Origin of the sequence: Streptomyces shinuiensis, from assembly GCF_043660855.1 — a bacterium.
GTDB lineage: Bacteria > Actinomycetota > Actinomycetes > Streptomycetales > Streptomycetaceae > Streptomyces.
Genome location: NZ_JBIHML010000001.1, coordinates 1,213,904 through 1,238,041, shown reverse-complemented (window position 1 = coordinate 1,238,041; position 24,138 = coordinate 1,213,904). Strand labels below are relative to the sequence as shown.

Genomic DNA, 24,138 nt, shown 5'->3' with positions numbered 1-24,138 from the left:
CAACCACGAGGAGCCCTTCCGATGACCACCACCTCCACCACATCCGCCGTCCCCGCCGCCCCCGACCCGACGATGGAGGCCATCGGCGCCGCCGTCGCCGAAGGACAGACCGGTCAGGCGCAGGCCGCCCGCCAAAAACTCCTGGACCTGTGGTCCGCGATCGGCCCCACCGGCGACCCGCTGCACCGCTGCACCCTCGCGCACCACCTGGCGGACCTCCATGAGGACCCCGCCCGGGCGCTGGCCTGGGACGTCCGGGCACTGGACGCCGCCGACGCCGTGACCGAGCAGCGCCTTCAGGAACACCACGCCGGACTGCGCATCGCCGCCTTCTACCCGTCCCTGCACCTCAACCTCGCCGACGACTACCGCCGGCTCGGTTCGTTCGAGGCCGCCGCCGAACACATCGACGCGGCCCGCGGGCACGCCCCCGTCCTCCCCCGGGACGCCTACGGCGACTTCCTGCGCACCGCCGTCGAGCAGGTGGCCGAGGCCATCACCCGGCGGGACACCACCAAGCGGTCCTCCGCCCCGGGCCCCACCGCATGAGGCACGGGCGATGAGTCCCTCCCCCCGGGATCCACCGGGCGCGGGCGACCGGCTGTGCCGGCACCACCGCCGGGATCGGGGCTTGCCGGAACGGCAACGGGTTCGCCCTCCAGGCAGGGCCCCGGCATGCTGCTGGAGACACCGGGCGGACGTCGGCGCGGACATTCCGAGGGGCGGGAGAACGGCCGCTTGATCGCCGATCCGAAGGAGGCCGGCAGGCTGCACATGCGCTACGCGAGCCTGCGTTCGCAGGCCCTTTCCCCGAAGGAGTCCGTGGGTCTGCTCGAGCGGATGCGAGGAGCGCTATGAGCAGGACGACTGAACTCGACTGGTTCAAGTCCAGCTACAGCAGCGCGCGGGGAGACGGTTGTGTGGAGGTCGCCGACACCGAGCAGGCCGTGCACGTGCGGGACTCCGAGGACGTAAGCCGCCAGGTCCTCGCGGTCGGCCGCGAGGGCTGGAACCGGTTCGTGCGACACCTGGCGGGCGAGCGGCGCGGGACGCGCCCCGGCGGAAGAAGCTCCAACGCGACGGGCGAACCGGCCGCGCCGGGCTGTGCTTGACATGAAGCGACTCAAGTTTTATGTAGGAAGTACAGGCATGAGACGCCCGGTTCCCGCACCGCGCGCCGGTGGGCGGCGGTGGCGAGAGGAGGGACCACAAGTGGCACGAGCGGTAGGCATCGATCTGGGCACCACCAACTCCGTGGTGTCCGTGCTGGAGGCCGGCGAGCCCACGGTCGTCGCCAACGCCGAGGGCGCCAGGACCACGCCGTCGGTGGTGGCGTTCGCCAGGAACGGCGAGGTGCTGGTGGGCGAGGTCGCCAAGCGGCAGGCGGTGACGAACGTGGAGCGCACCGTCCGCTCGGTCAAACGGCACATGGGCGAGGAGGGCTGGCACTTCCCCGCCACGGGGGACGTGGACGGCAGGCGGTACGCCGCCCAGGAGATCTCCGCGCGGGTGCTGCAGAAGCTGAAGCGGGACGCCGAGGCGTACCTGGGCGAGAAGGTCACCGACGCGGTGGTCACCGTCCCCGCCTACTTCAACGACGCCCAGCGCACGGCGACGAAGGAGGCCGGCGAGGTAGCGGGCCTGAACGTTCTGCGGATCATCAACGAGCCCACGGCCGCCGCCCTGGCCTACGGGCTGGAGAAGGACGACCAGACGGTCCTGGTCTTCGACCTCGGCGGCGGCACCTTCGACGTCTCGCTGCTGGAGATCGGCGAGGGCGTGGTGGAGGTGAAGGCCACCAACGGCGACACGCATCTGGGCGGCGACGACTGGGACCAGCGGATCGTCGACCACCTGGTCAAGCGGTTCAAGAACGCCTACGGCGTGGACCTGGCCAAGGACAAGATGGCCGTCCAGCGGCTGCGCGAGGCGGCGGAGAAGGCGAAGATCGAGCTGTCCTCCACCACGGAGACCGCCATCAGCCTGCCGTATGTCACCGCGTCGGCCGAGGGGCCGCTGCACCTGGACGAGAAGCTGACCCGGGCCCGGTTCCAGGAGCTGACCGCCGACCTGCTGGAGCGCTGCAAGGGGCCCTTCCACCAGGCCGTGAAGGACGCCCGGGCCGAGGTCTCCGACATCGACCACGTCGTCCTGGTCGGAGGGTCCACGCGGATGCCCGCGGTGACGGACCTGGTCCGCGATCTCACCGGCAAGGAGGCGAACAAGGGCGTCAACCCGGACGAGGTGGTGGCCATCGGCGCCTCGCTGCAGGCCGGTGTGCTCAAGGGCGAGGTCAAGGACGTCCTGCTGCTGGACGTCACCCCGCTGTCCCTGGGGATCGAGACCAAGGGCGGCATCATGACCAAGCTGATCGAGCGCAACACCACGATTCCGACCAAGCGCTCGGAGATCTTCACCACCGCCGAGGACAACCAGCCCAGCGTGCAGATCCAGGTGTACCAGGGCGAGCGGGAGATCGCGGCGTACAACAAGAAGCTGGGGATGTTCGAGCTGACCGGTCTGCCGCCGGCGCCGCGCGGGGTGCCGCAGATCGAGGTCACCTTCGACATCGACGCCAACGGCATCATGCACGTGTCCGCCAAGGACCTGGGCACGGGCAAGGAGCAGCGGATGACCGTCACCGGCGGTTCGGCGCTGCCCAAGGACGACATCGAGCGGATGATGCGGGAGGCCGAGCAGTACGCGGAGGAGGACCACCGGCGCCGGGAGGCGGCCGAGACCCGCAACCAGGCCGAGCAGCTGGTGTACACCACCGAGAAGTTCCTGGCGGACAACGCCGACAAGGTGCCCGGTGAGGTGAAGAGCGAGGTCGAGGCGTCGGTGGCGGACCTGAAGGAGAAGCTCAGGGGCGGGTCCGCCGAGGGCGACAACACAGCTGCCATCCGCGAGGCCTCCGAGAAGGTCGCGGCCACCAGCCAGAAGCTGGGCCAGGCCCTGTACGCCGACGCCCAGGGCCAGCAGGCCGCGGGCGGCGCCGGAGCCGGTGCCGAACCCGGCGCGGAAGGCGCCGGGGCCGGCGGCGCGAACGACGACGTGGTGGACGCCGAGATCATCGACGAGGACCGGGACGACAGGGGCAAGGCCGCGTAGCCCGGCCGCACCGCGCCCGAGGCCGGGGTGGACCGAATCCGCCGGTCCGCCCGGAAGGGTGCGGGCGCGCGGTGCGGGCGGCCGAGGGCCTCCGGCACCCGCTGGACTTAACGCACCCCGTGCCGGAGTATCGAGGTACCGCCCGTTCGAGGTTGCCGGGCCTCGGGCCGGGCCCGGGCCGGAAAGGCCCGCAGGGCCCCCGGCCGGGACGAGTGGGCCGGGGCTCGCAGTGAAGTGGGGAACGCCGATGAAGGGACAGGTGACGCAGACGACCGCCGTACCGTTCGGGTCCGTCGCGGCGCCGGTGGGCGGCCCGCACTCCGGCCCGCCGGGCGACGACGAGACGCGCGGGCTGTTCCGGGCCTCCGACGCCGTCTTCGCCGAACTGTCGGGTCCGCGCCACGTCGTGGAGACGGCCAACCCCGTCTTCTTCCGGGCCCTGGGCCGCGAGGAGGCCACCGGTGTACCCCTGGCCGAGTTCGCTCCCGAGCTCACCGAGCAGGGGATCATCGATCTGCTGGACGGCGTCTACCGCACCGGCCGCCCCTACACGGCCCGGGACGCCCGGGTCCTGCTGGGCCCGCCGGAGGCGATGAACGAGGCGTACTACGACTTCACCTACGAACCGCGCCGGGAGCCCGGCGGTCAGGTGGCCGGCGTCACCGTCCTGGGCGTGGACACCACCGCCGTCCGGCACGCCCGGCAGCTCGCCGCCGAGCAGCGCGCCCTGCTGGAGCAGATCGCCCTGGACGCGCCCATAGGAGACGTCCTGCGCGGCATGACCGCCGCCATCGAGGAACTCAACCCCGGGGTTCTGGTCTCGGTGCTCCTCGCCGACGACGACGGCCGCCGTCTGCGCCACGGCGCCGCGCCGAGCCTGCCGGACTTCTACAACCGAGCCATCGACGGCATCGCCACGGGGGAGGGCGCCGGTTCGTGCGGCACCGCGGCCCACCGCCGCGAGACGGTCGTCGTCGCCGACATCGCCTCCCACCCGTACTGGGAGAAGTTCCGCGAGCCGGCTCTGCGGGCGGGGCTGGCCGCCTGCTGGTCCACCCCGATCACCGGGACGGACGGACGGCTGCTGGGCACCTTCGCGATGTACCACCGGGTTCCCCTCATGCCCCGCGAGGCCGATCTGGCCCTGGCCGCCACCTTCGCCCGTACCGCCGCCCTGGCGGTGGAGCGCCACCAGACCAAGCAGGCCCGCGGGCGGGCCGAGGCCAAGGAGCGGGCCGCCCGGCAGGACCTCGCCTTCGTCCTGGAGGCCAGCACCCGCATCGGCCGAGACCTGAACTTCCACGACAGCCTGCACCGGCTGGCCGAACTGAGCGTCCCGGCGCTGGCGCCGATGAGCGCGGTGGACGTACTCGACGGCGAACGGCTGACGCGGGTCGCCGCGTTCGCCGCCGAGGACCACGGCGGGCGGTGGCCGGAGGCGTCCGGACGGACCGCGCTCCGCCCGGACGGCGAGACCGTCGCCCGGGTGCTGGCCACCGGGGTGACGGAGGTCACCCGCCGCGTCCCCCCGTCCCCGGGCCCCTGGCGGGAGCTGGGCGCCACCGGCTACGTGTGTGTACCGCTGAGCTGGCGAGGGGATCCCTTCGCCGTGCTGACCCTGCTGTTCACCGAGGACCGCCCCCTCCGGGGGCGCACGGTGGCCCTCGCCGAGGAAATCGCCCGCCGCACGGCCGTCATCGCCCACAACGCGCGCCAGTACACCGAGCGCGTCGAGCTGGCCCGCGACCTCCAGGCAGGCCTGCTGCTGCCCGAGCCGCCCGCCGTCCCCGGCGCCGAGGTCGCCACCTGCTACCGGCCGGCCGGCGAGGGGCTGGACATCGGCGGCGACTTCTACGACGTCTTCCCGCTGGGCGGCGGCCGCTGGGCCTTCATGATCGGCGACGTGTGCGGGCGCGGGGCGCTTGCCGCCACCGTCACCGGACTGGTCCGCCACACCGCCCGCGCCGTCGCCCGGCTCGTCGACGATCCCGCCCGGACCGTCGCGGAGGTCAACACCGCCCTGCTGGAGGGCGTCCGGCACGGCAGCGTCTTCGTCACCCTCGTCTACGGCCGGATGACACCGGGGAGGGACGGGCTGGAGGTCGAGCTCGTCCGGGCCGGACACGTCCCGCCCCTGGTGCGGCGCGGTGGCAGGCGGGTGGAGGAGATCACGGCCGGGGGCATGCTGCTGGGCGTCGCCCCCGGTCCGGCCGTCCGCACGGAGCGGCTGACCCTGCGGCCGGACGAGACCCTGTTCCTGGTCACCGACGGCTTCACCGAGGCCCGCTCGGCCGACGGCCGGTTCTTCGGCGAGGACGGTCTCGCCGCCGCCCTGGCCCGCGCCGGCCGCGACGACGGCGCGGGCGCCCGGGAACTCCTCGACGAGGTGGTCGCCTCCGTCGACCGGTTCTCGGACGACGCCGCCCCCAGCGAGGACGACAGCGCGGCGCTGGTCATAACCGCCCGCCGACCGCCCGCCGGCAGCCCCGCCGGCCGGACGGTTTCCCGGTCTCACTCCCGCTGCGGCAGCGCGTATCCGGGGACGGACGGCCAGCGGACCGTCAGCAGCGTCGAGTCCTCCTCGGCGACCCAGGAGTGGTCCACGCCCCGGCTCCACACGACGTAGTCGCCCTGCTCGGCCAGGACGACACCGCGGCCGGGGAACTCGACGCGGAAACGGCCGCCGATCAGGACCTGGAAGGTCGTTCGCTCCTCGCCGCGCACCCACTTCCGCCTCCGCTCGCCGCGCGGGTGGACGCCCCACTTGATCTCCAGGGCCGCGCTGTGCCGGAGGTCGCCCGCTCCCTTGAAGTGGCCCAGCAGCCAGCCCCGGTCCAGCGCCGCGTCCGGCCCGGCGTTGCCCGTGTACACGTTGTCGTCCATGCGCCCGGACGCTAACACCCGCGTCGGGCGCGCCGGTTCTCCGCCATCCCCAAGAAAAGTGTGCCAAGCGGCTTGTAATACCGGATGGCTGCGGCGGCGCACCGAGGCCCGGCAGCTCCGGTGCTCGTCCCACTCGACGCCCGTGCCGTCCCCGTCGACGCCGTCGTCACCGTCTGCGTGGAGGCGGTACGCGGGCACCGGCCCCTCACGCAGGGGACAGGGTTCGGCGTCGGGCGGCGAGCCGGTGACCCGTGTGTGCCGGGCCCGGGTGACGGGAAGGGACGCGAGCCGGTGGGGCGCGAGGTCGACCGGCCAACCGCGTTGTGTGCGGCGGTCCGACAACGTCACCCGCCCCGGCGGAACGGCGGTCGGCGTGCAGTCCTCCGTGTCGGTGCCCATGGATGGGCGAGGCCGGCAAGGCCCCGGTAGAGGCCGGTGTCCGAACCGGTCCCGCAACGGGCTCGCCGGGGGGAATCGGTTTTCCCTGCGACGTGGTCTCCCGCGCCGCGGAATCCCGTTGTCCCGCCGGAGAGCCACTGACAGGATCCCGCCATGCCCTTCTTCTGCGCGCCCGACGGAACCTGCCTCGCCTACCGGGTGGAGGGGACGGCGATCCGGTCGTCTGCCTGCCGGGAGGCCCGATGCAGGACTCCGTCTACCTCGGCGACCTCGGCGGCCTGTCCGCGTACCGCCTACTGGTGACGCTGGATCTTCGCGGCGCCGGCCGGTCCGCCGTGCCCGAGGACTCCTCCTCCTACCGCTGCGACCGACTCGTCGACGATGTCGAGGCCCTGCGCGTACACCTCGGAATCGCCCGGCTGGATCTGCTGGCGCACTCGGCAGGTACGAACCTCGCGCTGCTGTACCTGACCAGGTATCCGCGGAACGCCGGACGGACGGTGCTGATCGGTCCGGGAGGTACGGAGCCGGGTGGCTGACGGGCGCGGGCCTTCGTCACCGGGGCCTGGAGCCGGCCAGGGTCCGGAACGCGGCCCCTTCGGCGCGGCGGTCCGGTTGTGGCGGTCCGGTTGTGGCGGCGGTGTCGCGCAGCCGGGGTTTCCGCTGCCTCGTACGGGTGAAATGCGCCCTCCGGGCCGTTCCACTCCCGGCCCGGCCGTGCCGAACCACAAGGATGGGGCGCGGAAGGGGGCCGGCTCCGGCCGGTCCGAGTTGAGCGCGCGAGGAGGCCCGATGGGCAAGGCATACGGCGTCGTTGCGGACATCCTGGTCGGCAAGTTCCAGTTCACCGAGGGCGAGCTGTCGCCCGGCGTCACGCTGGAGGATATCGACCTGGATTCGCTGGGGCGGGTCGAGTTCGCCCTGACCCTGCGGGAGAGCACCGGCGTGCCGTTCGCGGACGACCAGATCACCCTGGACACGACGCTGGGGGAGATCGCCGACGCGGTCGAGGCCGCCTGGGGCGCGGGTACGGCGGTGGCTCCGCGGTGACCCGCCCTGACATCGCGGTGACCGGTCTGGGGGCGGTCACCCCGGCCGGGGCCGGGGTGGAGGAGACCTGGCGCCGGGTCTGCGCCGCCGGTCCCACGGCGTCCCGGGACGGTGAACTGGCCGGTCTGCCGGTCGACTTCAGTTGCCGCGTCCCCGAGGTGGAGGTCGCCGACCGGGCACGCCGGCGGCAGTTGTGGCGACAGGACCGCTTCACCCGGATCGCGCTGGCGGCGGCCGACGAGGCGCTGCGGGACGCGCGGCTGGCCCCGTCCTCCTGGGACGGGGCCCGGATGGGCACGGCCATCGGGTGCAGTCTGGGCGGCGCCGGCACCTGGGAGGCGGAGTTCGACCGGATGCGGCGGGAGGGCCCCGAGGCGGTGTCGCCGGTGGTCATCCCGAGGCTGCTGCCGAACATGGCGGCCGGTGAGGTCGCGCTCGCCCTGGGGGCGCGCGGTCCGAGTCTGGCGGTCTCCACCGCCTGCGCCTCGGGGGCCAGCGCGCTGGCGGTGGCCCGGGACTGGCTGGTCGCCGGTCTGTGCGACGTCGTCCTGGCGGGCGGTACGGAGGCCGCGGTCACGCCCCTGGTGGTGTCCGGGTTCCAGCGGGCGGGGGCGCTGTCGTCGCGCACCGGCGATCCGGCGGCGGCGTCGCGGCCGTTCGCGGCGGACAGCGACGGGTTCGTCATGGCCGAGGCCGCCGCCGTCCTGGTGCTGGAGCGGGCGGTGGACGCTCGGGCGCGCGGTGTGCGCCCGCGCGCCCTGCTGGCCGGCTGCGGCACCAGCACCGACGCGCTCCACCCCACCGCGCCGCACCCCGAGGGCCGGTTCGCAGAGCTGGCGGTGACCGCGGCGCTGGCGGACGCGGGCCTGGAGCCGCGGGACGTCGACCACGTCAATGCGCACGCCACCTCCACCCCGCTGGGCGACGCGGCGGAGGCGAGCATGACCGCCAGGGTCTTCGGCCACGGCCCGAGCGTGACGTCGGCCAAGGGCGTCCTGGGGCACTCGCTGGGCGCCGCGGGCGCGGTGGAGGCGGTACTCACGGTCCTGAGCATCGAGCGGTCCGCCGTGCCGCCGACGGCCAACACCGACGCGCCCGCGCCGGAGTTCGACATCGACCTGGTGACCAAGACGGTGCGCGAACAGCGCGTCGGCGCGGCCGTCAGCAACTCCTTCGGGTTCGGCGGCCACAACGTGTCCGTGGTGCTCCGGGCCGTCTGAGCCCGCGCCCCGCGCCCCGTTCCGGTTTCCGCGCCGGGCCCGCGTCCGCCGCCGGGTGCGGGCCCGGCGCGCTCGGCGCGCCGCCGCGCCTCCCGTTGTCCCGCCCGCCGCCGTACGCTCCGGCGCGGTGCCGAAGACGTGGTCCCGGTGGGGGCAGCTCACCCTGAAGCCGCGGCTGTCGTCCTGGAAGTGGTGGCGCAGGTGGTGCCCGCGCGGGCGGCGTCCGAGCGCGGTGGGCGGGCCGGGGCGGTGCAGGAGGAAGCGCGGCTCGTCGTAGAGGACGTATCCGGCGGTGAACCCGGCGGCCAGGGCGTTGGCCGCGCCGCCGTCCAGGGCCGGGTGGAAGAGGGTCCGGAGTACCCAGTACTCCGTCAGCGTCCACAGCACGTAGCCGAGCAGGACGTGGCCGGCCAGGACCGGCCGGCCGAGGCGGGGTGCGGCCAGGGCGGCGAACAGGACGGCCGGGGGCCGTACAGAACGGCGGGCACGGCCGGGCGGACGCGGGTGAAGCTGTTCAGGAACGAGGGGCGGAACAGAGGCGGGGAGGCCCGCAGGCGTTCGGCTCGGCCGGTGCGGGGCCGGCCGGTGCGGGGCTGGGTCGTCATGGCCGGTTCCTCCCGGAGGCGGGTACCGGTGCGTGGGCGGAGGCGGCGCGGGGAATGGGGCCGGGCGCGGGGGGCAGGGCGTCGGCGAGGCCCGCGGGCCAGACGGTCCCGGGGGTGAAGCCGAGGTCGCGGGCGGCCCGTTCGTGGCCGCAGACCCAGGCGGGGCGGGCCAGTTCGCGCACCTTGTCGCGGCAGAGCACCGACGGCCGGCCCCGTACCCGCGCCGCCGCCTCGGCGCACCGGGCGGCGGCGTATGCCACCGGGAGGGGGAGCGGGACGGTGGCGGGCGGGCGGCGGCCGGTCACCGCCGCCACGGCCGCCGCGAGGTCCTGCCAGCGGTGCCCGGCGCCGTCACCGGCGTGGTAGATCCCGCGGGCGCCCGTACGGGGACCGACGGTCTCGCCGCGGTCGGCCGCGGCGAGCAGGAGGCGGCACAGGTCGTCGACGTGGATCAGCGAGCAGCGGTGCGGGCCGAAGCCGCACACGGGCAGTACGCCGCCGCGCACCGCGGCGAGCAGCGCGGGCAGGAAGTCGGCGTCGCCGGGGCCGTAGACGATCGGCGGGCGGACGACGGTGCCGGGCACGGTGTCGGCCACGGCGCGCAGCGCCTCCTCGCCGGCGAGCTTGCTGCGGCCGTACGCCGACACCGGCGCGGGCGGATCGTCCTCGCGGCGCGGCCGGCCGGGCGGGGAGGGCCCGGCGGCGGCCAGGGAGGAGCAGTGGACCAGGCGGGGCGGGCGCGGCAGGGCGGCCAGGGCCCGGCACAGGCGGCGGGTGCCGCCGGCGTTGACGGAGGCGTAGCCGCCCGGGCGGGCGGCCCTGACGGTGCCGGCCAGGTGGATCACGCGGTCGGCGCCCCAGGCGGCGGCCCGGTGCAGGCCGCGGCCGTCCGCGAGGTCGCCGTCCAGCCGCTCCACCGGTGCCGGGAGCCGGGCCCGGGCGGGATCCCGTACCAGCGCGGCGACGGTGTGGCCCCCGTCCAGCAGCCGGCGCACCAGGTGGGTGCCGATGAAGCCGGTGGCGCCGGTGACCAGGTATCTCACCGGCGGGCTCCGGGGGCGTGCGCGGGCACGGCCGGGGCGGCCGGGCGCGGGGCGAGGTCGCGCCGGTAGAGGCGGTGCCTGCGGTGGAGGACGCCGCCGAAGGCCTCGGCGTAGCGGTTGGCGTCGCGGTTGTCCTCCAGGAGCCAGGAGAACTCGCTCTCGGCGTAGCCCAGGCGGAAGGCCGAGCGCTGGGCCTCGGCGAGCAGGGCGGCGGTCAGCCCGCGGGCGCGGTGGGCCGCCCGGACGCCGGTGAGGATCACCCGGACCCGGTCGATGCGCCGTACGGCCCGGGGCATGTGCAGCCGTCCCAGGAGCCGCCCCAGGGGCATGCCGCGGGCGGCGCGCAGCGCCTGGTTGGCGTCGGGCAGCCAGAAGGTGAAGGCGACCGGTTCGCCGCGCACCTCGGCGAACCACACCAGCTCCGGCCGCACCAGCGGGCGCAGCCGGTCCATCGCGTGGGAGAACTCGCGGCCGGTCATGGGGACAAAGGCGTAGTTGCCGGACCAGGCGTCGGCGTAGATGTCGCGGACGGCGGCCAGGTCGGCGTCCCGGCGGCAGGGGTCCAGCGGCCGCAGCCGCACGTCCGGCGTGTCCGCGGCCCACCGTGCCGCGCGGGCGGCGGCCTCGGGCGGCTCGCCGCCGGGCGGCATCGGGACGCGCCAGGACAGCAGGTCCTTGGCCTTGGCCAGCCCGCAGGCGGCGTACAGGGCGGGGTAGTGGGCGGGGTTGTACGGCATCATCACGGTGGGCGGGCCGTCGAAGCCCTCGACGAGGACCCCGCACTCGTCGTGCACGGAGAAGCCCAGCGGGCCGAGCATCGTCTCCAGGCCGCGTGCACGCAGCCAGCGGGCGGCCGCGTCGAAGAGGGCGGAGGCCGCGCCGGGGTCGTCGGCGCACTCGAAGAGGCCGAACAGGCCGCCGCGCGCCTCGTGGAGGGCCTGGTAGCGGGAGTCGACCGCGGCGGCGATCCGTCCGACCGCCTTCCGGCCCCGGCGGGCGAGGAACAGCTCGGCCGCCCCGACCTCGAAGAACGGGTTGCGCCGCCGGTCGGTCGGGGCCCGCAGCCCGCCCCTGGCGGGTGGCACCCAGTACGGGTCGCCGCGGTGCAGGGTGCGGGGCAGAGCGGTGAAGGCGGCGGTGTCCGCGCGCCCGCGCACCGGGCCGACGGTCAGGGGCGCGGAGGCGGTGGGAGAAGCGGCCGCGGTGTGCGCGGGGCGTGCGGGGGAGGCGGTCACGCCACCACCGCCTCGGGCCGCCCCGGCCCGCCCGGCGCCGGCAGGAGCGGGCCCAGCCCGCGCCGTACCCGGGCGAAGGCGTCCAGGACGCGGGTGATGTGGTCGTCGGTGTGGATCGCCTGGGGGGTCACCCGGATCAGCGCCCGGTTCCGGGCCACGGCCGGCTCCACCACGGCGTTGGTGAACACCCCGGCGTCCAGCAGTTCCCGCCACACCCGCAGGCACAGCCGCGAGTCGCCCACGTACACCGGCACCACCGGGGTGGTCGAGTCACCGGTGTCCCAGCCCAGCGACCGCAGCCCCGCGAGCAGCCGCCGGGCGTGGCCGAGCACCCGCCGCCGGCGCTCGGGTTCGGACTCGATGATGCCGAGCGAGGCCAGGGCGGCGGCCGCCGAGGGCGGCGGCATCGCGGCCGAGAAGAGGACGGAGCGGGCGCTGTGGCGCAGGTGTTCGACGACGGGGGCCGGGCCGACGAGTATCCCGCCGACGGAGCCGAAGCACTTCGACAGCGTCCCGGTGACCAGGTCCACCTCGCCGGTCAGCCCGAAGTGCTCGGTCACGCCGCGTCCGCCGGCGCCCAGCAGGCCGATGTCGTGGGCGCCGTCCACCACCAGCCGGGCGCCGTGGCGCCGGACCAGCTCCATGATGCCCGGCAGCGGGCACAGATCGCCCTCCATGGAGAACATGCCGTCGGTGACGACCAGTTTGCCGGAGCCGGGGCCGGAGGCGGCCAGCAGACGGCCGAGATGGCCGAGGTCGCGGTGGCGGTAGCGGTGGTGGGCGGCGCCGCCGAGCCGGACGGCGTCCACCAGCGAGGCGTGGTTGGACATGTCGGCGAAGACGGCGTCGCGCTCGTCCAGCAGGGCGGCGAGCGCGAGGTTGGCCTGGAAGCCGGTGGTGGTCACCAGCGCCGCCTCGCCGCCGACGAACGCGGCCAGTCGGCCCTCCAGTTCCTCGTGGAGCGCGAGCGTGCCGTTGAGTACGCGCGAGCCGGAGCAGGAGACGCCGTAGCGGCGCAGCGCGCGGGCGGCGGCCTCGGTCACCCGGGGGTCGGCCGACAGCCCCAGGTAGTCGTTGCACCCGGCCATGACCACCGTGCGGCCGTCGATCCCGGCCTCCGCACCACGGGAGGAGAGAGGGCGGTAGTAGGGCCGGGAGGCGCTCTGCGCCGCCAGGCGCTGGAGAGCCGACCGTTCTTTTCCGAAGACATCCGCCATGCTGTTCCCCGAGGAGTTCACGTCGAGAAGGTTGCGTCGGTTTTCCGATGGGTGTTCGTGTTCGTGTCCTTGTGCGACCGGCGTCCGGGATTCCACGGGAAAAGGCTCCGAATTCCCTCCGGTGGGTCCGTGGACCGGGTCCGGTGCGGCGGCGGGCGGCTTCCGCGGGACTCTTCCGGCCGCGCGTTCACCGGTCCGATCGCTGCTCCGATCGCTGCGCCGTCCGGGGCCGGACGGGCGTCGGTCCTTTTCTCGCCGGGCGTTCCGCCAGAATACTGACACAGGATCAGAAAAGGCGCGGACAGGTGACTCGTGTGTTTTCCGGGTGAGCCGTCGAAGGTTTGCGCGAGTTCTCGACGAGTGAGCGAGAAGACGTATGGAGACAAGCATCGCCCTGTCGCCGGTGGAGGAAGTCCACTGCGGTGCCCGCGGAGTTCCCGAAACGGTCGGAATGGCGGCGCTGTTCACCGGCGGACCGCCGGGGGCGGACGCGCTGCGCGTCCGGGTCGGGGAGCGCTGGGGCGCCCTTCCCCGGCTGCGGCGGGTGCTGCTGCCCCCCGCGCCGCCTGCCCGGCTGCGCGGGCACCGCTGGCTGCCGCTCGACCGGTTCGACGTCCGCCGCCACGTCACCGTCGTCAACACCGCCGACAGCACCGGCAGCGGTGATGGCGCCGCGTTCACCGCCCTGCTCGGCCGGCTCGTCACCCGCGCCCTGCCCGCCGGCCTGCCGCCCTGGCGGCTGACACTGGTACGGGGCGCGGGCCGGGAGCGGTTCGCCGTCGTACTGACCGCCCACCACGCCCTGCTGGACGGCCGGTCCCTGGAGATCCTGCTCAGCCGCCTGTTCGACGGCGCCCCGGGGCGCGGCGTCCGCAGGGGCACGGGTGTGCGGGCGGTGGAGACGCTCGGGGCCGCCGGAACGGACCGTCGCCCGCCGCGCCCGCCCGCGGCACTCGGCCCGGGCCGGGCCCTGCCGCTGCCACCCGGCCGCCGTCCGTGCCCGGACCTGGCCTGGGCGGAGGTGGACGCGGACGCGGTACGGGCCGCCCGCCGCGCCCTGCCCGGCCTGGGCGCCACCCTCAACGAGGTACTGCTGGCCGCCGCCGCGGGCGCCCTGCGCACCGTCCACGGCGACCCGGCGGTCTGGCCCGGCGCACCGCGTCCGCTGTACGGCTCCTTCCCGGTCGACCTGCGCACCCCGCGGGAGGAACGGATGCTCGGCACCGCCGTCTCGGCGGTGCGGGTGCCGCTCCCCGTGACCGCCGCCGGACCCGGGGAGCGGCTGGCGGCCTGCCGGGGCGCGCTGACCGCCTTCGGCCCTCTCCACGGCGGCGCGGACACCGTCCGCCGCGCGGTCGGCGCCGCCGCACGGCTGGGCCCCTGGGCGGTGCGCCTGCTGGCCTCGCTGAGCTGCTCGCCGGGCTTCTGCCCCGTGACCTGCCTGGCCTTCGGCTGGCCGCGCGGTCCGTGGTCCCTGGCCGGGCGGCCGCTGGAGCGGATCGTCCCCCTGCCACCCGTCCTGGCCCCCGGGACCGTCTGCCTGGCCCTGACCGACTACGCGGGCGCGTACACCCTCACCGCGGTCACCCACACCCTCCCCGGCGGGGCCCGGCCGCTGGCCGGCGCCCTCACCCGCGAACTGACCCGCCTCGCCCGTCCGGTCGGGCCCGGGCCCGGTGCCCCGGGCGGTCCCATGCGGCCCGGGCCCGCGGGAATGTTCCGCACCGGGCGATTCGCCGGCGCGATCCGTGGAACGCGGAACGGGCCGCCGAGGTGACATCCGCCGACCGATGAGGAGGGGTGGCCGATGAGGTACGACGAGTTCCTCGCCCGGGTCCGCGAGCTGGGGGAGTACGAGAACCGGCGGGAGGCCGAGGAGGTGACCACGGCCGTGCTGGAGGTGCTCGCCTCCCGCATCACCGCGGGGGAGACCGAGGATCTGGCCGCCCAGCTGCCCGGCCCGCTGGGGGACTTCCTGATGGAGAGCAGCCCGGACCGGCCCGAGACGTACGGCGTGGAGGAGTTCTGCCGCCGGGTGGGTGAGCGGACCGGGTCGCGGCCCAGGACCGCGCAGTGGGACGCCAGCGCCGTGCTGTCCACCACCGCCGGGGCGATCTCCGGGGGCGAGCTCAACCAGGTCCTGAGCCAGCTTCCCTCCGGCTACGCCGTGCTGTTCGGCAAGCCGGAGCTGAGCGACTGAGCCCACCGGGCTGCGGGCCTCGGCGCCGTGCCCGGGTCGCGGGGGTGAGAGGCGGCGGAGTCGCGGTGCGACGGCGCGCGGGGCGCGCCGCGCCACCTCCCGGCGCACACAACAACCGCATTCGCTCTGCGTAACGACTTGTCACTCTGAGCTATCGGGTCCACCGTGGGGGCGTGACGAACGAACCCGCGACTTCCTCCGTTCACTCCGACCGCCCCGCCGGGCCCGTGCGGCATCTGCCGTGGCCCGGCGCGCGCCCGGCCGTGCCCGGTCCGGCGCGGGCCGTGCTCCGCCCGGGCCGGTGGGACGGGCGCGTGCGCGCCTACCGGGCCGACGTCACCGCCGAGGGGCCGGTGAACGGTGCCCCCGTCGCCGTGCTGCTGGGCAGGTACACCGGCCCCAGCGGAGGTCTCGCGCTGCGGTGGCTGCGCCGGCAGGCCCGCCGGATCGCCGACGGGCTCGACCCCGACCCGGTGACGGCCCGCTGGGCGGCGGAGGGCACGCTCGGCCGCGTGCCGGAGCGGCCCGGGCGGAGCGCCGACGTACCCGCCGAGCTGCGGCGGTGGTGCGTGGACGAGGAGTCGCAGGAGGCCGCGGCCGAACGGCTCGCCGAGGGGCTGTCGTTCCGGCTCACCACCGCCGACCACACCGGGAGCTACGCGCTGCGGGTGTGGCCCGTCGGCGTGGTCGTCCCCCGGTCGGGCACGTCACCGCTCACCTACGTGCGGTGGCCCCACCAGCTCCCGCCCTGGTCGCCGGAGCCCCGTCCCGCCGCGGCCTCCCCGCACCGGGGGACGGGAACGCGCGTCCGTTCCCGGTGACCGGGGCGGGCCCGGCGCCGGCCGCCCGGACGGTGCGGCGGGCCGCTCAGAGCCCGAACTCGTGGAGCGGCAGGTCGAGCAGGTGGCAGACCTCGCGGACCACCACCAGCTCGGCCGCGTCGAAGTAGCCGTCGGCCCCGCCGACGGCTATGCCGATACGGACGACGGCGCGGGCCTCGGAGGGCCTGCGCGCGGCTTTGGCGACCTCATGCAGGGCCTCGGCCCGGTTGAGGTCGAAGTCGGTGGTGAGCCGGTCCAGCCAGCCCTCGAAGCGGTCACGCAGTTCGCCGGCGGGGAAGCTCCGCAGCACCTCGTCGTGCTCGATCAGCTGGGCGACGCGGCGGCGTTCGGCCGGGTCGACCGTCCCGTCCGCCGCGGCGACCAGCGCGCACATCGCCATGCTCGCGTCGCGGAACGCGCCGCCCGTCAGCTCGTTCCTCTTCGCCGCCAGCCGGTCCCGCACCGTCCGGGCGGACTCCGCGAGGCGGTTCCACAAGGGCATGAACACTCCGGGTGTCGGGAGGAGGCCGGGCCGCGCCGACGCGGCCGGACGGAAATCGTAAGGGCGCGGCTCCGCCCCCGCGTCCTCGTTCCCAAGATTTCTACAGAATCGTAGAATCAGGGGGGTGTCGCGCTGCGGCGGGGGTGCCCCGGAGAGGGGCGGGACCCCGGCCCCCGTGGCGCGGCTTTGCCAATCCTTTACACTTCACCGGGAGGCCTCGGCCCGGCCCGAGGTACCCGGACCCGAACCGACACAGAAGGACAGCACACCCGCCATGGGCGAACCTCCCAGTACCAGCCGTGCCACCCGCGGCCGCTCCGTGACGATTCCGGGAGCGGGGGTGGCACGGTGACCGAAGTCCTGCTCCTGCTGGCGGCCCTGGCCCTCGTCCTGGCCTGCGCGGTCTTCGTGGCCGCCGAGTTCTCCCTGACCACCGTCGAGCGCGGCGAGCTGGAACGCGCCGCCCGCCAGGGGGAGCGCGGCGCCGAGGGCGCGCTCAAGGCCGTCCGGCAGCTCACCCTCCAGCTCTCCGGCGCCCAGCTCGGCATCACCGTCACCTCGCTGGTCATCGGCATGCTCGCCGAGCCGTCCCTGGCCGCGCTGCTGCGCGGACCGCTGCGCGACGCCGGACTCGGCTCCGCCGCCTCCTCGGTGGCCACCGTGCTGGGCGTGGCCGTCTCCACGGTAGTGCTGATGGTGGTCGGCGAGCTGGTGCCCAAGAACTGGGCCATCTCCAGTCCGCTGGCGGTCGCCCGCGTCGTCGCCGGCCCGCAGCGAGGCTTCACCGCGGTCTTCGGTCCCTTCATCCGCCATCTGAACAGCACCGCGAACGGCTTCGTGCGCCGCTTCGGCCTGGAACCCACCGAGGAGCTGGCCTCCGCCCGCAGCCCGGACGAACTGGTCTCCCTGGCCCGCCGCTCCGCCCGGGAGGGCGCGATCGAGGAGGACTCCGCCGAGCTGTTCGTACGCACCCTCCACCTGAGCGAGCTGAGCGCGGAGAACGTGATGACGCCACGCGTGGACGTCCGCGCGCTGGAGGCGCACGCCACCGCCGCCGACGCCGAGAACCTCACCCTGGCCACCGGACTGTCGGTCTTCCCCGTCTACCGCGAAACCCTGGACGAGGTGATCGGCACCGTCCACATCCGCGACGTCCTGGCCCTCCCGGCCGGACGGCGCCCCGCCACCCCCGTCACCGAACTGACCGGCGAACCGCTGCTGGTCCCCGAGACCCTGCCGGTGGACCGGCTGCTGGAGCGCCTGCGCGCCCGCCGCACCATCGCCGTCGTCATCGACGAGTACGGCGGCACCGCCGGGGTCGCCTCCGTGGAGGACATCGTCGAGGAGGTCGTCGGCGAGGTCCGCGACGAGCATGATCCGCTGGAGGAGCCCGATCTGCGCCCCGCCGCCCCCGCGCCCGGGGGACGGGCGCGCTGGGAGGCCGACGGCGGTGCCCGCCTGGACGTGCTGGCCGCGATCGGACTGGCCGCCCCCGAGGGCCCCTACGAGACCGCAGCCGGCCTGATCGCCGCCCGCCTGGAGCGCATCCCCGCCCCCGGCGACACCGTCGAGATCGACGGCTGGGAGCTGCGCGTCCTCGACGTCGACCACCACCGCGCCGACCGCATACGCATCACCGCCCCCGCGCAGACCGCCTCCGCCGGGGCGACCGGCCGCGCCCACCGGGAGGACGCCCGATGACCGCTCTGCAACTGACCATCGGCGCCCTGATGATCCTGGTGAACGCCTTCTTCGTGGGCGCGGAGTTCGCCCTGATCTCGGTGCGGCGCAGCCAGATCGAGCCGCACGCCGAGAAGGGCGTCAGGCGGGCCCGCACCACCCTGTGGGGCCTGGAGCACCTGTCGGCGATGATGGCCACCGCCCAGCTGGGCATCACCGCCTCCTCCCTGGTGCTGGGCGCGGTCGCCGAACCGGCGATCGCCCACCTGCTGGAACCGCCCTTCGAGGCCGTCGGCGTCCCCGGCGCCCTGGTGCACCCGATCGCCTTCGTCATCGCGCTGTCCCTGGCGACCTATCTGCACATGCTCATCGGTGAGATGGTGCCCAAGAACATCGCCCTGGCCGCCCCCGTGTCCACCGCCCTGCTGCTCGGGCCTCCGCTGGTCGCCCTCACCCGGGCCCTGCGGCCGGTGATCTTCGGCATCAACGCCTTCGCCAACGCCCTGCTGCGCCTGCTCAGGGTCGAGCCCAGGGACGAGGTCGCCTCGATCTTCACCGACGCCGAACTCACCCGCATGGCGCGGGAGGCCAGCGAGGCCGGACTGATCGAACCGGGTGGTCACGAGCGGCTGCGCGAGGCCCTGGAACTGGGCAGCCGCCCGGCGTCCGAGGTGCTGGTGCCCCTGGCCGAGATGCACACCGTCGGCCACACCGTCACCCCCGACCAGCTGGAGCACACCGCCACCACGGTCGGCTTCTCCCGGCTTCCGGTCACCGGACCGGGCGGCGCGGTGCTGGGATATCTGCACGTCAAGGACGCCATCGGCGTCGTGCACCGTGACCGGCCCTTCCCTCCCGAGGCGCTGCGCACCGTCGTACGCGTCGGGGCCGGCACCCCGCTGGACGACGTCCTCACCACCATGCGCGCCGGCGGCACCCACCTCGCCGCCGTCACCGGCGACCGCGGCGAGCCGCTGGGCTTCGTCACCATGGAGGACGTCCTGGAGAAGCTGGTCGGCCCGGCCCCGGCCGCGCACTGACGCGTGGAAGCGGGGCGCAGGGGGGTGCGGGTGCTGCCGCGCGAGCCGCGCGCGGCAGCACCCGCACCGGCCGCCGTCAGCCGTCCTCCGCCTCCCACGGCTCCTCGGTCTTCGCCATGTGGATCACCGCGTGGCCGTAACCGGGCCAGTCGGTGGGGCAGGGCGGCCCGACATGGACCTGGACGGTGATGTCGGATCGGTCGTCGGGCCCGCCCATCAGCAGGATCTCCAGTTCGGAGGCGATGTCGCACAGGTCCTCGGCCACCTCGGGCGTCTCCCTGGCCACCGCCGCGTGGATGACGACCTCGCCCGGGCGCGGCTCCACCGACAGCCCCAGGACGTCCCCGCCGACGCGGCCCAGCGCGGCCTGGCAGGTCCGCAGGAGGAGTTGGTCGCGGCGGAGCAGTGCCCGTACCTCGTCGGGCGGCAGACTGGGCGCGTAGTACAGCTCAGCGGGGTGGCGCATGCGCGTACGGTAGGGGCTCGCCGTGCGCTCCGCCACGGGAACGCCCGCATCCGTACCGCACCGTCACCGGGCGCGGACCCGGCTACCTGATCCGCGCCCGGCACAGGGCGGCCAGCTCCCGGGCCAGCGGCCCGTTCCCCGCCACCAGGACCGGAGCGTCGAAGGCGTACGGCCGCCCGTCCCCGTCCAGCACCGTCCACCCGCGGCCGCGCAGCAGCGCCACCCCGGCGGCCACGTCCCACGGCTTGGCGCCGACGCACACGCAGGCGTCCAGCCAGCCCTCGGCCACGCCGATCAGGTCCAGGCTCATGCAGCCCTGCATCCGCACCCGGTAGGCCCCGCCCAGCAGAGCGGCCAGCAGCCTTCCGGACGGGGAGCCGACGCCCCCGGCGCCCGTGACGCCGACCACCGCCCGGGACAGCTCCCGCGCGCCGGACGGCTCCCGGACGCCTCCACCCGCCGCGCCCGGGCCCGTGCTCCAGCGGCGGCCCAGGGCGGGGGCGTGGAGCACGCCCAGCGCGGGCTCACCGCCGTCCACCAGCCCCAGGGAGACGGCGTACAGCGGGGCGCCGCGGGTGAAGTTCATCGTGCCGTCGATCGGGTCCAGCAGCCAGCAGCGGGACGGTACCGAACCCCCCTCCTCCCGGTCGGTCTCCTCGCCGACGACCGGGATGCCGGGCGCGTGCTCCCGCAGCACACGGGTGACGCGCCGCTCCACCTCGGCGTCGGCGTCCGTGACCTCCTCGCCCGACGCCTTGAACCTCCGCCTCGACCACTCGTCCCCCGCCTCCGCGAGCCATCCGACCCCGGCGTCGACGGCCGCCTCGGCGGCGCCGAGCAGACGGGCGAGCGGCTCACGGTCGGGTCCCACAACAGGTTCGGTGCGCATTCCCCCAGTGTTTCCGCGGACCCGCCTCCCATCCGCGGCGACGGACGAGTGGTGCGGGAGCCGGTGGTGGACACGCTGGTGTGGCGCCCCGAGGGGCCGCTCGACCGGGAGGCCCGCCCGGAGGAGTGGCGCCGACCGGCCGCCCGTCCCGCCGCCGGGGTGCCGCCGCGGCGGACAGCGCGTACCGCGCCGCCCGCGGCCGCGTACACCGTCTTCCCGGTCTTCCCGGACGCGCGTGATCGCCTGCCCCTCCCGGTGGCGGGAGCCACGGTGGAGGGCGCGATCAACGTTTTCGGACCCTCCACCTCCGGCGGCCGCCCCGCCGGGGCCGCCGCCGGAGGCGGGGGAGGCGCCCGGGTCCCGGCGTACCGGGCCGGGGCCGTCGCCGTGGGGGCGGTGCACGGCGGCACGGTCGCCGTGCAGCTCGGCGCCTGCGAGGCGGCCGACCACCGCCGGGTACTGGAGTGGCTGCGCGGGCGGGCCCGCCGGATCGCCGACGGGCCCGGGTCCCGATCCGCGGACGGCCCGCTGGGCGCCGGGCGGTGCGCCCGAGCGGCCGCACCGGTACGTACGTGCTGAGCGCCAGGCCCGTCGGCACCGCCGACCGGCGGGTCTGCCGCCCTGTCGGTCCGGCCGCCGGCGGGGCGGTGGGCCGGTGGGGGAGGCGTCCGTGGCCCGGCTGGTAGACCTGGGCGGATGAACGACGGACAGGTGCACGGAAGCGGCGGGGACGGCGGGGGCGCCGAAGGCGGCCGGGAGACGGGACACCACCCGGTGCCGTACGGGCGGCCCGAGGGCAGGGCGGGCGAACTCCAGCGCAGACTGGCCGAGTTCGCGGCGGCGCGGCGATGGGAGTCGTACCACACGCCGAAGAACCTGGTGACGGCGCTGGGTGTGGAGGCCGCCGAACTGGCCGAGATCTTCCAGTGGCTGACGCCCGAGGAGTCGGCACGGGTGATGGAGGACCCGGGCACGGCGGGACGGGTCGCGGACGAGACCGCCGACGTCCTCGCCTATCTGCTGCAACTCTGCGAGGTGCTGGGGATCGACCTGCTGGCCGCGCTGGAGGCGAAGATCGAGCGGAACGAACGACGCTTCCCCGTCGCGGAGAGTGACGGAGGGGCCGGCCGGGGAGCCGGTGAGACGGACGGCTCCGGTGGTGCGCGAGGAGAGGCCAATCGTCACTCTTCGGAGTGAAGACGTTCTCCACAGTGTCGAGTTTTTCCACAGTTTTCCCGAACCCCCTAGCCAAGTGCGGTCATGGGTATCACGCTGGGTAGCGAATGATTGCGGAGGGAAAAGGTGGATGGATGCGGTACCACTCATTGAGATCACGCGGCGAGCGCTCGCACACAGTGAGGAAGCGGCTGACGTCGTTACCGAGGCGTGGCAGGCGCAGGCGCTCGCGGAAGCGGTAGGAGTCCACCTGGCCATGGCGGGCCCGCCCGAGGTGCGGGCCCAGGCCGGTGGACTGCGCGAGGCGAGCGGACGCGCCTGCGGTTCGCTGCGCGGCCCCGGGCAGCGGTCCGACGGGGCACGTGCCGCCCGCCTGACGGAGATGAGCGACCCCCTCTCGGCCCTGCACGAACTGGGCGGTCTGCTGGGCGAGGCCGGGGGCGCGCTGGTGAGGGTGGCGGTCGACGCGGAGGAGGAAGGGCTCTACTGGAGGTGCATCGAGGGCATCGACGCGGCCGACGAGTGCGGTGACAGGGTGACGGCGATCCTCAGACGGCTCGCCCTCAGGCCCCGGCCCTTCCGCCGGGCCCCACCGGTGGGCGGGTGCGCCGCGCCGGTGGGCGGGGACGGCCCGCCGGTGCGGGGGGAGGCGTAGTGAAGGTGGAGGATGGAGGGCATGGATCTGCGCATCTTCACCGAACCCCAGCAGGGTGCCTCCTACGACACCCTCCTCACGGTCGCCAGGGCCACCGAGGACCTGGGCTTCGACGCCTTCTTCCGCTCCGACCACTACCTGAAGATGGGCGACGCCGACGGGCTCCCCGGCCCGACGGACGCCTGGATCACCCTGGCGGGCCTCGCCCGCGAGACCAGGCGCATCCGGCTGGGCACCTTGATGACCGCGGCCACCTTCCGGCTGCCGGGCGTCCTGGCCATCCAGGTGGCGCAGGTCGACGCCATGTCGGGCGGGCGTGTCGAACTCGGCCTGGGTGCAGGGTGGTTCGAGGCCGAGCACACCGCGTACGGCATCCCGTTCCCCAGGGAGAAGTTCTCCCGGCTGGAGGAGCAGCTGGAGATCGTCACCGGGCTGTGGGCCACCGAGCCGGGCAAGACGTTCTCCTACGACGGCGCCCACTACCAGCTCGCCGACTCGCCCGCGCTGCCCAAGCCCGCGCAGGCCAAGGTGCCCGTACTCATCGGAGGCATGGGAGCCAGGCGGACCCCGGCGCTGGCCGCGCGCTTCGCCGACGAGTTCAACGTCCCCTTCGTCTCCGTCGAGGACAGCGAGCGGCAGTTCGGCCGGGCGCGGGCCGCCGCCGAGGAGCACGGCCGCGCCGCGGACGACCTGATCTGCTCCAACGCCCTGGTCGCCTGTGTGGGCCGGGACGACGCCGAGGTGGCGCGGCGCGCGGCGGCCATCGGCCGCGAGGTGGACGAGCTGAAGGAGAACGGACTGGCCGGCTCCCCGGCGGAGGTGGTCGACAAGATCGGCCGCTACGCCGGGGCGGGCTCCTCCCGGATCTACCTCCAGATCCTGGACCTGCACGACCTGGACCACCTGGAGCTGATCTCCTCCCAGGTGCAGAGCCGGCTGGGGTGAGCCCGGCATGAGCACACCACCCGCGCCGCCGCCCGGGTCCACGCCCGCGTCCGTCCCGGCGCTTCCGCTCGCGGACGCGCTGGCGCGCGGCCCTCTCGTCCTCGACGGCGGGCTGTCCAACCAGCTCCGGGCCCAGGGCTGCGACCTGTCCGACGAGCTGTGGTCGGCCCGGCTGCTCGCCGACGACCCCGCCCGGGTGGAAGCGGCCCACACCGCCTACGTGCGGGCGGGGGCGCGGGTGCTCATCACCGGCAGCTACCAGGCCTCCCACCCCGGCTTCGCCCGGCGCGGACTGGGCCGCGAGGAGACCGACGCCCTGCTGCGCCGCAGCGTGGCCCTGGCCCGCACCGCTGCGGGCGCGGCCCGCGGGCCGGTGTGGGTGGCCGCCTCCGTCGGCCCGTACGGCGCGGTGCTCGCCGACGGCGGCGAGTACCGCGGCCGGTACGGGCTGACGGCCGCCGAACTGGAGCGCTTCCACCGGCCCCGGATCGAGGCGCTGGCGGCGGCCGCCCCGGACGCCCTGGCCCTGGAGACGGTGCCCGACGCCGACGAGGCCGAGGCCCTGCTGCGCGCGGCGGCCGGCTGCGGGGTGCCGGTGTGGCTGTCGTACACCGTCGTCGGCCGGTGCACCCGGGCCGGCCAGCCGCTGGCGGACGCCTTCGCCGTCGCCGCGGGGAACGACCAGGTGATCGCGGTCGGCGTCAACTGCTGCGATCCGCGCGACGCCGCGCCCGCCGTACGCCTGGCGGCGCGGGCCACGGGCAAGCCGGTGGTCGTCTACCCCAACAGCGGCGAGGGCTGGGACGCGGCGCGCGGAGCCTGGACGGGCGAGGCCGCCTTCGACCCGGCCGCCGCCCGCACATGGGTACGCGACGGCGCCCGGCTGGTCGGCGGCTGCTGCCGGGTGGGCCCGGAGCGGATCGCCGCCCTGGCGGCGGAACTCGGAGCGGGAACGGGACGGGAGACGGAACCGGAGGAGTAGCCGCCCGGCTCGGGGTGAG

The 24,138-nt window shown here is 75.2% G+C and carries 23 protein-coding genes and 2 pseudogenes; 18 read left to right on the top strand and 7 right to left on the bottom strand.

Features of this window, described 5'->3' with window-relative positions; translation table 11 throughout:
- The first annotated feature begins 21 nt into the window (after window positions 1-21).
- The 5 genes and pseudogenes from ACGRHY_RS05475 (at window position 22) to ACGRHY_RS05455 (ending at window position 5,737) form a co-directional block, all read left to right on the top strand.
- Complete coding sequence (locus tag ACGRHY_RS05475) at window positions 22-549, top strand: hypothetical protein (protein ID WP_394634266.1); 528 nt, start codon at window positions 22-24, stop codon at window positions 547-549.
- Between the two features lie 54 nt (window positions 550-603).
- A complete protein-coding gene (locus ACGRHY_RS05470; protein ID WP_394634265.1) occupies window positions 604-858 on the top strand; it encodes a Scr1 family TA system antitoxin-like transcriptional regulator in 255 nt (84 codons plus the stop codon).
- A pseudogene (locus ACGRHY_RS05465) lies at window positions 855-1,043 on the top strand (DUF397 domain-containing protein); the annotation flags it as partial. The gene ACGRHY_RS05470 and the pseudogene ACGRHY_RS05465, both read left to right, overlap by 4 nt.
- 169 nt (window positions 1,044-1,212) lie before the next feature.
- A complete protein-coding gene (gene dnaK / locus ACGRHY_RS05460; RefSeq protein ID WP_394634264.1) occupies window positions 1,213-3,111 on the top strand; it encodes a molecular chaperone DnaK in 1,899 nt (632 codons plus the stop codon).
- A gap of 259 nt (window positions 3,112-3,370) precedes the next feature.
- Window positions 3,371-5,737, top strand: a complete 2,367-nt coding sequence (locus ACGRHY_RS05455) for a SpoIIE family protein phosphatase (protein ID WP_394634263.1) — start codon at window positions 3,371-3,373, stop codon at window positions 5,735-5,737.
- Here the strand turns inward: ACGRHY_RS05455 and ACGRHY_RS05450 are convergent.
- A complete protein-coding gene (locus ACGRHY_RS05450) occupies window positions 5,623-5,994 on the bottom strand; it encodes a cupin domain-containing protein (protein ID WP_394634262.1) in 372 nt (123 codons plus the stop codon). The genes ACGRHY_RS05455 and ACGRHY_RS05450 overlap by 115 nt on opposite strands.
- A 552-nt stretch (window positions 5,995-6,546) precedes the next feature.
- On the opposite strand from ACGRHY_RS05450, the pseudogene ACGRHY_RS05445 reads away from it, so the two are divergent.
- The 3 genes and pseudogenes from ACGRHY_RS05445 to ACGRHY_RS05435 all read left to right on the top strand — a co-directional run.
- Window positions 6,547-6,908, top strand: a pseudogene (locus ACGRHY_RS05445) (alpha/beta fold hydrolase); the annotation flags it as partial.
- A 277-nt stretch (window positions 6,909-7,185) separates the two neighbouring features.
- The gene (locus tag ACGRHY_RS05440) at window positions 7,186-7,443 is read left to right on the top strand and encodes an acyl carrier protein (RefSeq protein WP_394634261.1); all 258 of its coding nucleotides are present in this window, start codon (window positions 7,186-7,188) and stop codon (window positions 7,441-7,443) included.
- Window positions 7,440-8,663, top strand: a complete 1,224-nt coding sequence (locus tag ACGRHY_RS05435; protein ID WP_394634260.1) for a beta-ketoacyl-[acyl-carrier-protein] synthase family protein — start codon at window positions 7,440-7,442, stop codon at window positions 8,661-8,663. The genes ACGRHY_RS05440 and ACGRHY_RS05435 overlap by 4 nt, the downstream gene beginning before the upstream one ends.
- A gap of 601 nt (window positions 8,664-9,264) precedes the next feature.
- Here the strand turns inward: ACGRHY_RS05435 and ACGRHY_RS05430 are convergent.
- From ACGRHY_RS05430 to ACGRHY_RS05420, 3 genes are read right to left on the bottom strand one after another with little or no spacing between them, the layout of a single operon-like run.
- A complete protein-coding gene (locus tag ACGRHY_RS05430; RefSeq protein ID WP_394634259.1) occupies window positions 9,265-10,311 on the bottom strand; it encodes an NAD-dependent epimerase/dehydratase family protein in 1,047 nt (348 codons plus the stop codon).
- Complete coding sequence (locus ACGRHY_RS05425) at window positions 10,308-11,546, bottom strand: GNAT family N-acetyltransferase (RefSeq protein ID WP_394634258.1); 1,239 nt, start codon at window positions 11,544-11,546, stop codon at window positions 10,308-10,310. Before ACGRHY_RS05425 ends, ACGRHY_RS05430 begins: the two co-directional genes overlap by 4 nt.
- Window positions 11,543-12,784: an aminotransferase class I/II-fold pyridoxal phosphate-dependent enzyme gene (locus tag ACGRHY_RS05420; RefSeq protein WP_394634257.1), complete on the bottom strand. Its 1,242-nt coding sequence runs from the start codon at window positions 12,782-12,784 to the stop codon at window positions 11,543-11,545. Before ACGRHY_RS05420 ends, ACGRHY_RS05425 begins: the two co-directional genes overlap by 4 nt.
- 355 nt (window positions 12,785-13,139) lie before the next feature.
- Here ACGRHY_RS05420 and ACGRHY_RS05415 point away from each other — a divergent pair, with 355 nt between their 5' ends.
- The 3 genes from ACGRHY_RS05415 (at window position 13,140) to ACGRHY_RS05405 (ending at window position 15,784) form a co-directional block, all read left to right on the top strand.
- Complete coding sequence (locus tag ACGRHY_RS05415) at window positions 13,140-14,540, top strand: wax ester/triacylglycerol synthase domain-containing protein (RefSeq protein ID WP_394634256.1); 1,401 nt, start codon at window positions 13,140-13,142, stop codon at window positions 14,538-14,540.
- Window positions 14,541-14,570: 30 nt separating this feature from the next.
- Window positions 14,571-14,963, top strand: a complete 393-nt coding sequence (locus tag ACGRHY_RS05410; protein WP_394634255.1) for a DUF2267 domain-containing protein — start codon at window positions 14,571-14,573, stop codon at window positions 14,961-14,963.
- Between the two features lie 173 nt (window positions 14,964-15,136).
- The gene (locus ACGRHY_RS05405) at window positions 15,137-15,784 is read left to right on the top strand and encodes a hypothetical protein (protein ID WP_394634254.1); all 648 of its coding nucleotides are present in this window, start codon (window positions 15,137-15,139) and stop codon (window positions 15,782-15,784) included.
- Between the two features lie 46 nt (window positions 15,785-15,830).
- Here ACGRHY_RS05405 and ACGRHY_RS05400 read toward each other — a convergent pair whose 3' ends face one another.
- Window positions 15,831-16,286: a tellurite resistance TerB family protein gene (locus ACGRHY_RS05400; protein ID WP_394634253.1), complete on the bottom strand. Its 456-nt coding sequence runs from the start codon at window positions 16,284-16,286 to the stop codon at window positions 15,831-15,833.
- A 348-nt stretch (window positions 16,287-16,634) separates the two neighbouring features.
- On the opposite strand from ACGRHY_RS05400, the gene ACGRHY_RS05395 reads away from it, so the two are divergent.
- The gene (locus ACGRHY_RS05395) at window positions 16,635-17,987 is read left to right on the top strand and encodes a hemolysin family protein (protein ID WP_394634252.1); all 1,353 of its coding nucleotides are present in this window, start codon (window positions 16,635-16,637) and stop codon (window positions 17,985-17,987) included.
- Complete coding sequence (locus ACGRHY_RS05390; RefSeq protein ID WP_394634251.1) at window positions 17,984-19,006, top strand: hemolysin family protein; 1,023 nt, start codon at window positions 17,984-17,986, stop codon at window positions 19,004-19,006. The genes ACGRHY_RS05395 and ACGRHY_RS05390 overlap by 4 nt, the downstream gene beginning before the upstream one ends.
- A 76-nt stretch (window positions 19,007-19,082) precedes the next feature.
- Here ACGRHY_RS05390 and ACGRHY_RS05385 read toward each other — a convergent pair whose 3' ends face one another.
- Both ACGRHY_RS05385 and ACGRHY_RS05380 read right to left on the bottom strand, forming a co-directional pair.
- Window positions 19,083-19,472, bottom strand: coding sequence for a hypothetical protein (locus ACGRHY_RS05385; RefSeq protein ID WP_394634250.1), 390 nt, complete (start codon window positions 19,470-19,472; stop codon window positions 19,083-19,085).
- A gap of 82 nt (window positions 19,473-19,554) precedes the next feature.
- Window positions 19,555-20,361 (bottom strand): inositol monophosphatase family protein, encoded by an 807-nt coding sequence (locus tag ACGRHY_RS05380; protein WP_394634249.1) that lies wholly within the window; start codon window positions 20,359-20,361, stop codon window positions 19,555-19,557.
- A 66-nt stretch (window positions 20,362-20,427) separates the two neighbouring features.
- On the opposite strand from ACGRHY_RS05380, the gene ACGRHY_RS05375 reads away from it, so the two are divergent.
- From ACGRHY_RS05375 to mmuM, 5 genes are all read left to right on the top strand, one after another.
- On the top strand, window positions 20,428-20,940 hold the full coding sequence (locus ACGRHY_RS05375) for a hypothetical protein (protein ID WP_394634248.1): 513 nt from the start codon (window positions 20,428-20,430) through the stop codon (window positions 20,938-20,940).
- Window positions 20,941-21,057: 117 nt separating this feature from the next.
- Entirely contained in the window at window positions 21,058-21,558 is a 501-nt protein-coding gene (locus ACGRHY_RS05370; RefSeq protein WP_394634247.1) for a nucleotide pyrophosphohydrolase, read from the top strand.
- Window positions 21,559-21,667: 109 nt separating this feature from the next.
- Complete coding sequence (locus tag ACGRHY_RS05365; RefSeq protein WP_394634246.1) at window positions 21,668-22,192, top strand: DUF6099 family protein; 525 nt, start codon at window positions 21,668-21,670, stop codon at window positions 22,190-22,192.
- Between the two features lie 21 nt (window positions 22,193-22,213).
- Window positions 22,214-23,137 carry an LLM class F420-dependent oxidoreductase gene (locus ACGRHY_RS05360; RefSeq protein WP_394634245.1) on the top strand — a complete coding sequence of 308 codons (924 nt, stop codon included), beginning with the start codon at window positions 22,214-22,216 and terminating at the stop codon, window positions 23,135-23,137.
- A gap of 7 nt (window positions 23,138-23,144) precedes the next feature.
- Window positions 23,145-24,119 carry a homocysteine S-methyltransferase gene (mmuM, locus tag ACGRHY_RS05355; protein ID WP_394634244.1) on the top strand — a complete coding sequence of 325 codons (975 nt, stop codon included), beginning with the start codon at window positions 23,145-23,147 and terminating at the stop codon, window positions 24,117-24,119.
- The last annotated feature ends 19 nt before the right edge of the window (window positions 24,120-24,138 follow it).